The organism is Calothrix sp. NIES-3974, from assembly GCF_002368395.1.
In the GTDB taxonomy this organism is placed as follows: Bacteria; Cyanobacteriota; Cyanobacteriia; order Cyanobacteriales; family Nostocaceae; genus NIES-3974.
Map to the genome: position 1 here is coordinate 2948888 of NZ_AP018254.1, position 13948 is coordinate 2962835.

Sequence of the window (13948 nt, forward strand, 5' to 3'; positions counted from 1 at the left end):
GGCGACCAACTCCAATCTCCTGACAACCGCATTCTAATATTCCTACATACTAAACAAAGACAATACGGCTCGAACGAGGATAACAGACATGGCCACAACAGCGATCGCAACCAATAATAATACGCTTAAGATACCAATTATAAACAGTTTATCAGCTTTTTGACGTTGGCTAGGAAACTTGAGATGGTCTTCTAACAGCTGCATATTTTTGATATTCGCAGTCCAAGCAAAATCAAAAATATCCCCTATCCAGGGAATAGCACCAACAACCGAGTCAATCAGGATATTACTCACCATTCTTCCTAGAGTTGCTCTCGGTACACCAAGACGTGCTGCTTCTAAAACAATATAGGATGACAGCATTAAACCCACAAAATCACCAACACCAGGTACAAATGCCGTCATTAACCCAATCACGGGGTCAAGTCCAATCCCGACCTGGGTACCGGGAATGACGAATGCTCGGTCCAAAAGTCGCGCAAAGCTGCGTAAACGTTCAACGCTGGGGTATTTTACTTGAGGTTCCAAGGTCGGGTAGCGTAGAGGATGGTGGGACATGGGATGTTGATCTGCTTCCACACGGACGCTAAATATTCTACAACTTCATCCAGTTTTTGCAACATTAATTAGTGATACAGATGCGATCGCCAAAATAATATGTATTCTTTATGTAGCAGTTGCGGATGCAATAATTGGCTTGACCACTTAAAGTAACAGTATTGGCAAACCTCTCTCATTCAGGTTGATGGTGTAGTGGTGGTTGGAATTGTCATTGTTAGTCATAGTAAGTTACTGGCTCAGGGAGTGTGTGAACTGGCTGCACAAATGGTGCAAGGGAAGGTTCCCTTAGCCCAAGCAGCTGGTATTGAGGATGGGGATAATCCTTTGGGTACGGATGCGATACAAGTGCAGCAAGCAATTGAATCTGTTTACACCGATGCGGGTGTGTTGGTGTTGATGGATTTGGGTAGTGCTTTATTAAGTGCGGAAATGGCGTTGGAGTTTTTGAGCGAGGAACAACGACGCAATGTATATTTATGTGAAGCTCCCTTAGTTGAAGGGGCGATCGCGGCCACAGTTGCAGCAGCGACGGGTGCTGATATTCACCAGGTAATGGCGGAAGCTCAGGGTGCTTTAAGGGTGAAGGCGATGCAATTGGGGGTGGATGACAATCACCCTCAGCATGGGGAAAATCGGAATCTGTCAATTGGGGAAGAATTTACAGAAAAAGAAATACATGTAAAAGTCAGTAATCGTCTGGGACTACATGCTCGTCCGGCAGCCCAATTAGTGGCTTTAGCTGCCAGCTTTCAATCTCAAATCAAAGTCAGAAATATCACTCGTAAAACCGAATATGTCCGGGCAGATAGTATCAACCAGGTGGCGATGTTGGGGGTACGTCACGGTCATGAATTGGGGATTTGCGCTCAGGGAGTGGATGCGGATGAGGCATTAGCAGCCTTGGGGGAATTGGCAGCGAGTAATTTTGGTGAGGATGCATCGACCCTGTGGTCAGCATCGGAGTTAGCAGCAGATGGGGAGGAAAGGGGGGTTGATACCCAGGAAGTGCAGAAGTCGGCATTACAGGGAATTCCCGCTTCAACGGGTGTAGCGATCGCACCGATTGCCAGGTTTGCCAGTGCTGCGAGTGTACGCATGACACCGATGTTTTTCCACAATCCCCCGGTGTTAAGTCCCCAAAACTACCATACCGATAATCCGTCCGGGGAATGGCAGCGTTTACAGCAAGCAATTGAAACTGCACGACAGGAAATTCAGGTGTTGTTATCCCAAGCTTCAACCCAAATAGGGGATTCGGAAGCAGCGATTTTTGATGCCCATTTATTATTTTTAGCTGACCCGTTAGTATTGGATGCAGTGAAAGAGCAGATATTTACCCTGCGTTTCCATGCAGCGATCGCTTGGCAAGGGGTGGTGGAAGAATTGGCGAATCAGTACCGGGTTCACGAGGATAGTTATCTGCAAACACGGGTTGCGGATGTGATTGATGTGGGGGAACGGGTGTTACGCATTTTATTGGGAACCGCTCCCAAGAATTTACATTTAACCCAACCGTCGATTGTGGTGGCAACGGATTTAACCCCTTCCGATACGGCCCAATTGGATTTAAACTTGGTATTGGGGATTTGTACAACCGCTGGTAGTGCCATGTCCCACACGGCAATTATTGCCCGTAGTTTAGGCATTCCGGCGGTCGTGGGTATCCCCAGCAGCATTTTACAGCAACCGGAAGGAACCCTGTTGGCTTTAGATGGGGAAACGGGTAATGTTTGGATAGAACCAGACCCGGAAGTAGTTACGAGTTTGGAAGCCAAACGTCAAGCTTGGCAAGCTGCTCAACAACGCGCTCGTCGGCGAGCCTATGACCAAGCGGTAACAATTGATGGTGTTCGCATTCATGTATACGGAAATATTGGTGGTGTAGCGGATGCGGAGGTGGCTGTCAGTAACGGTGCGGAAGGGGTAGGATTATTGCGCAGCGAATTTATTTATCTTGACCGCAAGAAACCACCCAGTGAAGATGAACAGTTATCAATTTATCAAGCTATTTTACAAATCTTAGGTGAGCGTCCCTTGACAATTCGCACCCTAGATGTGGGAGGTGATAAACCCCTACCCTATCTAGATTTACCCCAGGAAAACAATCCATTTTTAGGATGGCGGGGTATCCGTTTTTGTTTAGATAAACAGGAATTATTTAAAACCCAACTGCGGGCAATTTTACGGGCTAGCCGTAGTGGTAAAATTCGAGTCATGTTTCCCATGATTGCCACCCTAGGGGAACTACGAGCGGCAAAAGCCACATTTTGCGGGATTCAAGATGAATTCCGCCATGCAGGCATTGAATTTGACGAAAACATCGAAGTCGGCATTATGATTGAAGTTCCCTCTGCCGTCATCATTGCCGATCAACTTGCTAAAGAAGTAGATTTTTTCAGCATCGGTACCAACGACCTCAGTCAATACGTCATGGCTTGCGATCGCACCAATCCCCAAGTTGCTAACCTCGCTGATGCTCTCCATCCCGCAGTTTTACGAATGGTAGCTCAAACCATTATTGCCGGTCGCAAGGCTGGTATTCGCGTCGGTTTATGCGGAGAACTCGGTTCTGACCCAGTTGCTGCACCCATCCTGTTAGGTTTAGGTTTACAGGAAATTAGTTTGACCCCAAAAGCTATTCCCGCTTTCAAACAAACTATTACCCGTCTGAATTTGACTGAAGCAGAAATCATTGCCTCGGAAGCACTCCAGCAGGAATCAGCTGCTCAAGTTCGGGCTTTGGTTTCTACTTTTAATTATTAAATATTGCATTTAGGAACCTCCGCAAATTCTTTCCCTGATGGTCAACAATCAGGTATGCTGCTGTATAAATGCTTATGGATAAGATATAAAACGAGATGACGGAAGCAATTAAAGTCGGACAATTAGCACCCCAATTTAGTGGTGTAGATGCAAATGGAAATAGGGTTAAACTGAGCGACTTTGGGGGGAAGTGGTTGGTTTTATATTTTTATCCGAAAGACAATACACCGGGTTGTACAACAGAAGCGAAGGATTTTAGTGAATATGTGCAGGATTTTCAGGAATTAAATGCGGAAATCATCGGAGTGAGTACGGATTCTCAAACATCCCATTGTAAGTTTATTCAGAAGCATAATTTGAGGATTAACTTAATCAGTGACCCGAATCATGAAATTGCGGAAATTTATGGTGTGTGGAAACTGAAAAAATTTATGGGTAAGGAGTATATGGGAATTGAGCGTTCCACATTTTTGATTTCACCGGAACAAACAATTGCTCATATTTGGACAAAGGTGAAAGTGAAGGAACATGCTGCTACTGTTTTAAATTATCTACGCATGAAAAAGTAAGCGGTGGGTGTTGATTTGATTCTCCTAACTACTTCCGATTCCCTCGTTGGATACGGAGGGAGTGGGGAAAAAATCACTTTCATCTCCAAGAGAAGCTGCGCTACGCACATCTACGGTTTTTGGTGTAAGCAGTACATAAAAACTTTTTCCGCAGACCCTAGTCCTGGATTTCTCATGAGTAATATCGATTATCTTGTACTTTGCAATAAATGAAACTAGAATAATCAACGGTTACAGCTCCTGATATGTAGTAAGCATTAGCGTAAACAATATAATAAGTTGTAAGCCTTGAGTAACGGATTGATTTTCCTTCTACTCCCGTCACGGACTATTCCCCATGAGTTTTAGGGTTTTGTGAGAAATGCGGGTAGTTAGGTTTGAGACTTTTCAGTTTCGCGATCGCGTCTTGATAGTCTTGTTTTTCTCCTTGGTCTTGGAAGAGTGCAGCAGCTTTTTCAAAATCTGCGATCGCGTTGGGAATGTAACCTAGGGTCATGTTGGCTAAACCGCGATTATAGTAGGCTTTGGCATATTCGGGATTGATTTGAATTGCTTGCTGATAATCTTGTAGTGCGGCTTGAAATTTTCCCTGTTCTTGTTTAAGATTACCACGGAAATTATAGGCGATCGCATCTTTGGGAGCGAGGGAAATTGCTTGATTTAAGTCTTGAATAGCTAGTTCAATGTGACCTGTTTCTAAGTAAAATTTACCTCGTTGTCGATAGATTTCACTGGATTTGGGTTCCATTGCAAGCGCAGTATTCAAGTCATTGATTGCTTTTTGATGCTCATTTAGTTCCAGGTAAATATTTCCTCGAAGTGTGTAAGCTTTGGCTATATTTGGTTTGAGTTCCAGTACCCGATTCAAGTCTTTGATGGCTGCTTGAAATTCTCGAATTTGGTATTTACTAAATCCTCGCTCATAGTAGGCATCAATATTCTCAAGGTTGAAACTAATTACTTGATTAAAATCAGCTATGGCTTGGAGATATAAACTTTGTTTGCGGTAAAGTTTACCCCTTTCTAGATATGCCGGTTCAAATTGAAAGTTTAAAGAAATTGCTTGCGAAAAATCTGTAATTGCTCCTTGAATTTCCCGAATTTTACCCCGTGCTAATCCCCGTCCGTAATAATAATTAGCATTATCAGCTTCTAGTTGAATCGCTTGATTGAAATCTGCGATCGCACCATTAAAGTTTCCTAGTTTGTACAATGCGAAACCTCTGTCGTATAATGCATTCGCATCCTGGGGATTGAGACGAATTGCTTCACTGGCGTTAATTTGAGATTTTTGATAATTTCCCAGACGATAATAAGCGTCACCCCGTAAATTGTAGGCAATGGATGATTCCGGATTATATTTTATGGCTTGGTTTAATTCTATGATTGCTTTTTGATAGTTGCCTTGTTGATAACTATCTACAGCTTGATTGATAAAGTTTTGCGATTTTTGCACATTGTCAGTAGGAGTGGTAAAATAAAAGTATCCTCCAGTAATTGCTGCACTTATTAATGCTGCAATTAACAGTAATTTCCCAGTAGTAAACCAAGGACTGAATCGATTCCACCAAGCCTTGTGAGGAGGAGGAGAAGGATGAATAATTTTCCCTAAATCCTTGATAATATTATCCACACTTTGGTAACGTTGACGGTAGTCCAGACGTACCATTTTATTCACGATTTTTGCTAATCGAGAACTAACTTGTGAATTATACCTTCGCCAAACAAGTTCCCCAGTAAATAAATTACGTGGACTGTCTTCCCCTGCAATTTGACTTGCTGGTAATCCCGTGACTGCGGAAATAATTATAATACCTAGAGCATAAATATCACTACCAGGATGGGGATTTCCATGCAACTGTTCCATCGGTATATACTCGATATTTTTCGCACGATGAATCACCGCATCATTAATATTTACAAAATCGATCAATACAAGTTGTTGGTCAGACTCTCTGCGAATAATATTATTTGGTTTTAAGTTACCGTGGATCAAACCCTGTTGATGAATTGTTTGGAGACTGTGACTGATTTCTAACAGTAACTCAATTACCTGATTTTCATTAAAAATATTGCTGCTAATTTCTGCTGCTAGGGAATTACCCTGAATATATTCTTGAACGACAAATAATTGCTGACTTTCGACAAAAAAATCCGATATTCTTTGTACAGTTTGATGCTTTGTATATACCCGATTCATTAAATCCTGTTGATCCTTTAAAAAATCGAAAATTTCCTGTAAATAATTACTGCAATTCAGTTGATAATTATGGGGAATTTCACCAATCTTTTTTATCAGGTATAAACCTGCATCTTGCTGATATTTATCGATACCTAAAAATATTTCCCGGACTGCATCGGCACAGAGAACTCTCACTATCTGGTAACGTGCGTTCAACAGTTGAGATGTCATTTTGATGGGAGATTATTGAGAGATTAACTATTGTATTTTGAAGCTAACATAAATAGTTACATATTAAGTGTGATTTGCCATACTTAACTTGTATTTGAGTATATTTATTGAGTATTTACTAGTTTCGACTATATTAATTTGATAGCTAAGAAAAGGCACATAGTTAAGCTTTAGCGCCTTGATTTCTTAACACAGAAAGGAATCGGAAACAGAATACAGAAAACCATTTGATAGCAATCCGATTTAAGAGGATGTTTGAAAATTTTTGGGAATGGGAAGAGACGCGACATGTCGCGTCTGTACTCTTGAAGTCAGGAAGATAGTCAAAATAGTGATAATTAATACTTGACAAATAACCTCTAAGTAGTAAGAAATACTGGTTTTGGCTGTACCCTAGGGGAAGTTTTCTCCTAGAGAGGTTGCGCTACCCGTGTCTACGTCTATACCTGGATTTCTCACGAGTAACTTGTAAGCTTTGAGTAACGGATTAATTTTACTTATACTCCCTACTCCCTGTGAGTTTTAGAGTTTTGTGGGAAATGCGGGTATAGCTGTTTACTGTCAACAAACCTAGATGTAAGATTTTACAAATCATTTAGGACTGCGATCGCTGAACAGTACACGTAGACTCCTCCCAAATTCCAACTCCCCAGTCCCGATATTTATCGAGAAATCAAATCAAGCCATTGCGTTCATCAAATCCTCAGCCATTTCAAAATTAGCAGTGACATTTTGCACATCATCCAACCCTTCCAACATGTCAATCATTTTCAGGAGCGATCGCGCTTGGTCTGGGTCAGTGACTTCCACAAAATTACTGGGTATCCAGCGTAATTCAGCTTCCACCACTTGAAAACCACCCTCTTTCAGGGTTTGATTCAAGGTTTCCAATCCCGCAATATCTGTAAATACCTCTGCACTGCTACTATCGGTCATCTCATAGGATTCTGCACCAGCTTCTAGGGACACCTCTAATAACTTATCCTCATTGTTGACATTTTCAACGATACAAACACCTTTTTGGGAAAACATCCAACTCACACAACCAGTTTCTCCCAAATTACCGCCATTTTTACTGAAAGCCGTCCGCAAATCCGCAGCAGTACGATTACGATTATCAGTCAGTGCTTCCACCAATACTGCTACACCACCAGGTCCATAGCCCTCATAACGAATCTCTTCGAGAGCAGCATCACTCTCTAGGGTTCCAGCACCTTTAGCGATCGCCCTTTCTATATTATCATTAGGAATACCTGCTGCTTTGGCTTTTTCGATGGCGGTTCTGAGTTGAAAATTCCCCGCAGGGTCAGGGATTCCATTGCGTGCAGCGACTATAATTGCTCGTGATATTTGTGTGAAGGTTTTACCTTTTTTCGCATCAACTACAGCTTTTTGCCGTTTGATATTTGCCCATTTACTGTGTCCAGCCATAATGATTTCTATTTGTGGAGATTCTTGTTATAGCAGCATATAGAATACAGGATACAGTAGATAAAAGGGAGTTGTGGAGAGGGAAGAATAGCTGAAAAAAAGGCTGCTTTGCACTAATAAAAAACGTTTTCTCATCGGCTATGGTGTAATTTTTAGATATACAGGATTACTTTGTAAATCAATAGACATCTCCAGAAATAATATACTACCCGGATTTCTCACAAATTCCTCAAACTTTCAGTGAGTAGGAGTGGGGAGTAGGGAGTAGCAGGAAATCAACCCACTACACAAGGCTTATCACTCCCTTGTGAGAAATGCAGGATTAGCCCTTACTACAAAAGGATTGGAGTTTCTTTGTCGAAAATGTCTAATCCAAAATCCGTCTTGGAAAGTTTGGTGGAAGAATAAATCTCCCCCGAAGTTTACCGAAAAGCGCAAAGTCTGCGGGGGGATACTCCTCCCGTAGAACTTTGTAAGAAGAAAATCTTCCCGGTAACTTCTCTTCCCCAACTTTCCGCAAAATCAAAAATCCAAAATCCAAAATCAATTATGCCTCGCAGTCCTACCCCAAAAAAATCCTCTTCCAATCCCTTTTCCCTCACCTGGTCAGATGAAACCGAAATTATCGGTTTAGAATTTGCTTTAGTGCCTCCCGTCAATGCTGCGGTCTATCCCCAATATTCCACGGGTTTACATGCTTGGTTTCTCAATTGTGTTCGCAATATCGATCCGGATTTGTCTGCATACCTCCACGATGGAGAATCAGAAAAACCCTTTACCATCTCCCTCCTGGATGGGGATATTGTCAGTAGCGGAACCCAAATCCAACTGTTGAGCGATCGCATTTATCATTGGTATGTGACGGGGTTGTCGCCAAGGGTGACAAGTTGGATGCAAACTTGGGTAAATAATTTGCCTACCCATCTGGAACTGAGCAATATTCCCCTCAAAATTGTGTCCTGTCGCATTGCTCATCCTCAAACTACCTATTCCCAATTACTCCATCAAGACCATATCGGTGGTACTATATCCCTACATTTTCTTAGTCCCACCAGTTTCCGTCGCAAAAAACACCACTTTCCCCTACCTGTACCCTTCAATATTTTCCAAAGCTATCTGCGACGGTGGAATGATTTTTCCAATTTACCTGTGGATGGGGATGATTTTCTTAATTGGATTGATGAACAAGTGATTGTCAACCGTCACCACATTTCCTCCCAAAAGGTGCTTGCGGGGAAAAAAGGTGCGGTGACTGGATTTACAGGGTCAGTGGAATTCGGTTTAGCACGAACCGCAAACCAAAATCCCGATTATTATCGTTTATTTTATGCCCTATGCAATTTCGCTCCCTACTGCGGAACCGGACACAAAACCACCTTTGGGTTGGGACAAACCCGTTTAGGATGGTCATCCCAATCGGTACAGGAAGTCCCCGATATCGAATCGGTATTAGCCAAACGTATCGAAGATTTAACCGAGATTTTTACCCTGCAACGCAAACGACAGGGAGGACACCGAGCTAGGGATATAGCAGCAAAATGGGCGACAATTTTAGCCAGGAGGGAAATGGGGGATTCCTTGCTGCAAATCTCCACCGATATGGAAATAGCCTACGAAACGGTGAAAACCTACGTTAAGTTAGCGCGGAAAGCTTTGAAGGAAGAATCTCCCTATCTACATTGAGGGGATGAATCAAGCGATCGCGTTTCAATCCCTAATATCGTAAGTAGAGACGGGATATATCGCGTCTGTAGGGGGTAAGTGGTGAAAATTGTCGTTCAGATCAGGGAGTAAAGACGACCCGTCGGGTCGTCTTTACGCCGAATGATTGGTTACGTTGCAGTTTTATGTTTAATTGCACCTACTTATTTATGTGTTCTTTGGTATGTATCCAGGCAATTTTCGAGATATCGAAAATCTTCCTCTGCCCATTTTTTTGCTCCGCGACCTTTTCCTCCCAAAGTCCCGCCAATCCTTTCGACCGATAACGATTTCATGCTGCTCTGACCTTGGTAATTTAACCTAATTATGTGGGCGCGATCGCGTGTTCTCTTGGGAACTGTTTTTGCTTGTCTGAGAGTTTCAGTCCCGTGAACAGGAATCGTAAGGTTTCAAGTATGGAAGGACCTCCAGTTTTAATCCCGTTGCCGGGAATCGTAATGCTTCAAGATATTCTAAGGTTGATTTTAATAAGTTGTTTCGATGTTTCAATCCCGTTGCCGGGAATCGTAATGTTTCAAGTCCGCCGTCTAGAACCCTTACAGAATAATAAGGATTGCAGAAGCAGTTTTGACAGATCGAAAAAATGACCTCATTTCAGCCGCGCTTATTGATATAAAATATCAATAAACCGAAATTTCAAAACGCTGTAATTATTATCTTGTCTAGGCTCTGGCGATTTTGGCAGAACCCCCCCAGGTTTTAGCCCTCGCTTCGGTTTGCCAAACATCAATCTAGTAACATCATACATGTACTGATGGCGGATATCCAGTGTTCCAGTGTTAATAATTTGAGCGTTTTGATTGGTCTCGCGATCGCTCCTGGCAATAACTGATGCTATTTGATTCTTCACTCAAATTTTGATAAATTTTCTTCCCCTGCTCCCGAAAGCTCCCCGTCAGGTATCAAATCCAAAGTAAAACGGCATCAGAAGTGCCTTGAAAACCCAAAAAGACAATATATCAACACTTTTGCGAAGTGATATGGGGTTCTCCTGGCAAAACCTACCAAAAAATGTTAAATGCTAATACCCAGAATATCCTCCAATGCGGGGTAAAACCCATAGCCCTTTTTGTTTCAAAGACTTACGGTGAGCGGCTTACACCCCTATAGGTGATTATCATTCTCATACATTAGGGTCTATTAGGCCCTTGAAGCCTCATACCAATACTAACAGAAACCCCTATAATTAATCAACCCTTTTTTAGAATTTTTGGAATTGAATTCCAAGTTGAGATAAATCAAGTTGGCTCTGGTTTATTTGAGGTGATAAATATCTAGATTGAACTTGATTGTTGTAATTGCAAGGGTAAATTTACCATTACAAAGCTTCCCATCAGGCATCAAATCTCAAGTAAAGCGGTATGAGCGATCGCGCAAATTATCCATTCCCAGAACCCAGGACTATGATTTTCTCGAACGACCTTAAGGATACTGACTAGATTTAATTTAAACTCCCGTATCCTCAGAGGATGTTTCTCAAGTATTAATTATCACGATTGTGACCATCGTCCTGACCCTGGAGGTGGGGTTATCAAGCGGATTTTTCCTTCGAGAGTACAGACGCGACATGTCGCGTTTCTCCCTATTGCCGTACAGATGCGACATGTCGCGTCTCTTCCTGCTCCCAAAAACGATAATTCAAGTATGAAAAATGACTTTTTCAACAGCCTCTCAATATTTCCCCAAAATCTAACTCAACAAAGCAGCACCTTGATAAACCCCTTGTCCATCAATCGATGCCACAATACAATGACCAGCGAATAAATCTCCGTCGTGATAGAAAAGTTGAATCATTCCATTTGCGTAAAAGACAATATCTTCTAGTTTGATCATGTCAATAAACTGATGTATGGAAATATTTTCACCTTTATTCCAGTTATCGTTATAGTTAGCTAACAATTCCTCAGCAATACAACGACGGATATGCATCTCCTCTTGATTTTGGAGTTTGACAAAATACTGTCTTGCCATCAAAATAATCGCACCAGTTTCATCATCTTCTGGATCAACAGTAATATTGACCCTATGTTCTAAGTTAAATTGAACCTGACTGACCCAACATTCATCGTCATCATTCCAAGTCAATTCACCTAAAATTTGGTCGTAAATGGTTTGTTCGTTCATCTGGTTTGGCGATTATAAATTTATAATTAGGGAATTAGGGAGCAATTCAGGAATTACCCACGGAGTAGCTACTTGTTAATCGTAAATTGTAGGCTTACTCACCGTTGATAGTTAACCATTAACAGTTAACAACCCATAGAGTAGTTATGCAATTAATATGGGTTTTAGCTGATTCAGTATAGCTAGCTGACTTCATAGTTCTGAAGGATGTTTGTGTGATAGCATTTCACTCAGGTTTTGATACATTTTCTGACCCTGCTTCTGAAAGCTCCCCGTCAGGTAAGTAGGTGAGTGGTGAAAATTGTCGTTGAGATTAGGGATTAGAGACGACCCATCAGGGAGTAGAGACGACCCGTCGGGTCGTCTCTACTCCGAATCATCGGTTACGTTGCGGTTTTATGTTTAATTGCACCTACCTACTGATCAACTCCAAAGTAAAACGGTATTACTAGGGTTTTTTGATAAAAATTAAATCCTATTCTACAGGAGATTGCTAATTTTGCAGAATTGAAAATTCATAATAAAAATCTGATGTCATGTATAGGTCTTTTCTATCTCACCAATTGCAGATTCGCACAATACGCTAAATTCAAGTAGTTGTAGCTGAAAATCGTCTTTAATTTCTGAAACGGTCTCTGAACCCTATGAAGAAGGCGAGTAAACAACATTTCCCAAAAAGGAATGCAGCATCTTGGGTGGAGAAAAATATCAGACCTAGCTATTGGCGAGTTTTTACAAATTCTGGAATGGTTAGTAAAAGCAAAGGCAAACAGGTTCTATTTGTAGACCAATGGTATCCATCTAGTAAAACCGGTTCTAATTGTGGACAAGTCCCTTGAAAAACTGGATTTATTTCATAGATAAAGGGAGTGGCATTGTCTGTCCTGTTAGTTAGGATGGAGGAGTGCAGGCAAAGAGGATGTATGTCAAGTATTAATTATCACTATTTTGACAATCGTCCTGACCCTGGACATGGGTTTATCAAGCTGATTTTTCCTTCGAGCGTACAGAAGCGACATGTCGCGTCTCTCCCTATTCCCAAAAACGATAATTCAAGTATTAAAATCAACTTTTAAAACATCCTCAAAGAGAGGGGAAATAATCCGATTGTGTTTGACAAACCTTCCTTAGATTTTTTCGCAGCGATTAATACGGTTCTCAGTGTGGATACATTGATTCGACTGGGACGTGGTTGGGGTTCCTTTTGGGATGGACAGGTGACAGTTAAGGATCGATTTTTGCTGCAACGGGTGGCCGTATTTATTTTAGTGCCTGTGGGGGTATTTTTCCATGAGGTGGGTCATGCGATCGCTACTTGGCAAGTTGGTGGTACGGTGGTTGAATTTAGTTGGCGGGTATTTTGGGGTTATGTGATTGCGAGGGGGGATTTTCTTCCTGCACAGTCTTGGTGGATTGCTTTTAGTGGGAATTTAGTTTCGATTTTGTTGGGTTTTTTGGCTTTACTGGGAATCTTTTGGGTCAAAACTGATATTGGCAAGGAGTTGTTGTACACCTTTGGGATTGTTCAGTTAGTTTTTTCCTTGGTGATTTATCCGTTGTTTTCTTTTTCTGGTTTTGAGGGGGATTGGTTAACAATTTATGATTTTCAGATTCAACCCTATGCTCAAATTACCTTGGTGATTCATGCTATTATTTTGCTGTTGCTGTGGTGGTTGACAAAAAAACAATTATTGCTGAGATATGCGAATATTCCCAGTTTACAAACTGCGAAAATTACGATAGCTAAATCCTCTCAAATTCGAGATAAAAACCATCAGGAGCAGAAAATAATTAAGGAAACCGAACGCTTAATTATCCGGGAATTCTGTGAACAAGATATCGATAAAATTGCACCTATTTTTGCCCATCCCCAAGTGATGAAGTTTTCCCCAACTCCTCCCCTGGATAGGGAAATGACCGCCATCAAAGTGCATAGTTATCGGGAATCCTATGCTGAATGGGGATACGGAAAATGGGCTGTAATCACGAAAAAAACCCATCAATTAATCGGTTATTGTGGGATTGGGGTCGAGTTAATTGATGGCAAACTGGAAAACGAATTAGGATACAGGTTTGCACCAGAATTTTGGGGACAAGGAATTGCCACGGAAGCGGCTAGAGCTTGTATTGAATATGGATTTAATGTTTTAAATTTGGATTATATATTAGGAATAGTCGAACCGGAAAATCAAGCTTCGGTTCGAGTATTAGAAAAAATCGGCATGAAATGGGAGGGGGAAACAATTTGGTTGAATCGTTTGGTACACGTTTATCGCATTAATCGCAATGGGAATTAACGTGAATTCATCATCAATCGTAGAGACGTAGCATCGCTACGTTTCTACAATTATGATTAATTATGATT

The 13948-nt window shown here is 41.6% G+C and carries 10 protein-coding genes and 1 pseudogene; 6 read left to right on the plus strand and 5 right to left on the minus strand.

The window, feature by feature from the left end; translation table 11 throughout:
- Positions 1-42 precede the first annotated feature (42 nt).
- Complete coding sequence (locus tag CDC37_RS11750; protein WP_096626119.1) at positions 43-558, minus strand: DUF4112 domain-containing protein; 516 nt, start codon at positions 556-558, stop codon at positions 43-45.
- Between the two features lie 198 nt (positions 559-756).
- On the opposite strand from CDC37_RS11750, the gene ptsP reads away from it, so the two are divergent.
- Both ptsP and bcp read left to right on the plus strand, forming a co-directional pair.
- Positions 757-3324 carry a phosphoenolpyruvate--protein phosphotransferase gene (gene ptsP, locus CDC37_RS11755; protein WP_096626121.1) on the plus strand — a complete coding sequence of 856 codons (2568 nt, stop codon included), beginning with the start codon at positions 757-759 and terminating at the stop codon, positions 3322-3324.
- A gap of 95 nt (positions 3325-3419) precedes the next feature.
- Positions 3420-3893, plus strand: coding sequence for a thioredoxin-dependent thiol peroxidase (gene bcp / locus CDC37_RS11760; RefSeq protein WP_096622105.1), 474 nt, complete (start codon positions 3420-3422; stop codon positions 3891-3893).
- Positions 3894-4221: 328 nt separating this feature from the next.
- On the opposite strand, the gene CDC37_RS11765 is transcribed toward bcp, so the two are convergent.
- Both CDC37_RS11765 and CDC37_RS11770 read right to left on the minus strand, forming a co-directional pair.
- Positions 4222-6306, minus strand: a complete 2085-nt coding sequence (locus CDC37_RS11765; RefSeq protein WP_096622106.1) for a tetratricopeptide repeat protein — start codon at positions 6304-6306, stop codon at positions 4222-4224.
- A 678-nt stretch (positions 6307-6984) separates the two neighbouring features.
- A complete protein-coding gene (locus CDC37_RS11770) occupies positions 6985-7737 on the minus strand; it encodes a YebC/PmpR family DNA-binding transcriptional regulator (protein ID WP_096622108.1) in 753 nt (250 codons plus the stop codon).
- A 549-nt stretch (positions 7738-8286) separates the two neighbouring features.
- Here CDC37_RS11770 and cas6 point away from each other — a divergent pair.
- Positions 8287-9420: a CRISPR-associated endoribonuclease Cas6 gene (gene cas6, locus CDC37_RS11775; RefSeq protein ID WP_096622109.1), complete on the plus strand. Its 1134-nt coding sequence runs from the start codon at positions 8287-8289 to the stop codon at positions 9418-9420.
- A 643-nt stretch (positions 9421-10063) separates the two neighbouring features.
- Here the strand turns inward: cas6 and CDC37_RS11780 are convergent.
- Positions 10064-10309, minus strand: a complete 246-nt coding sequence (locus CDC37_RS11780; RefSeq protein WP_096622111.1) for a hypothetical protein — start codon at positions 10307-10309, stop codon at positions 10064-10066.
- 435 nt (positions 10310-10744) lie between these two features.
- On the opposite strand from CDC37_RS11780, the gene CDC37_RS24250 reads away from it, so the two are divergent.
- Positions 10745-10885 (plus strand): hypothetical protein, encoded by a 141-nt coding sequence (locus tag CDC37_RS24250; protein WP_157780725.1) that lies wholly within the window; start codon positions 10745-10747, stop codon positions 10883-10885.
- Positions 10886-11148: 263 nt separating this feature from the next.
- On the opposite strand, the gene CDC37_RS11785 is transcribed toward CDC37_RS24250, so the two are convergent.
- The gene (locus tag CDC37_RS11785) at positions 11149-11583 is read right to left on the minus strand and encodes a DUF2262 domain-containing protein (RefSeq protein WP_096622112.1); all 435 of its coding nucleotides are present in this window, start codon (positions 11581-11583) and stop codon (positions 11149-11151) included.
- A 666-nt stretch (positions 11584-12249) separates the two neighbouring features.
- Here CDC37_RS11785 and CDC37_RS25220 point away from each other — a divergent pair.
- Positions 12250-12435, plus strand: a pseudogene (locus CDC37_RS25220) (zinc ribbon domain-containing protein); the annotation flags it as partial.
- A 257-nt stretch (positions 12436-12692) separates the two neighbouring features.
- Positions 12693-13880, plus strand: coding sequence for a M50 family metallopeptidase (locus CDC37_RS25225; RefSeq protein ID WP_231943406.1), 1188 nt, complete (start codon positions 12693-12695; stop codon positions 13878-13880).
- Positions 13881-13948: the final 68 nt, after the last annotated feature.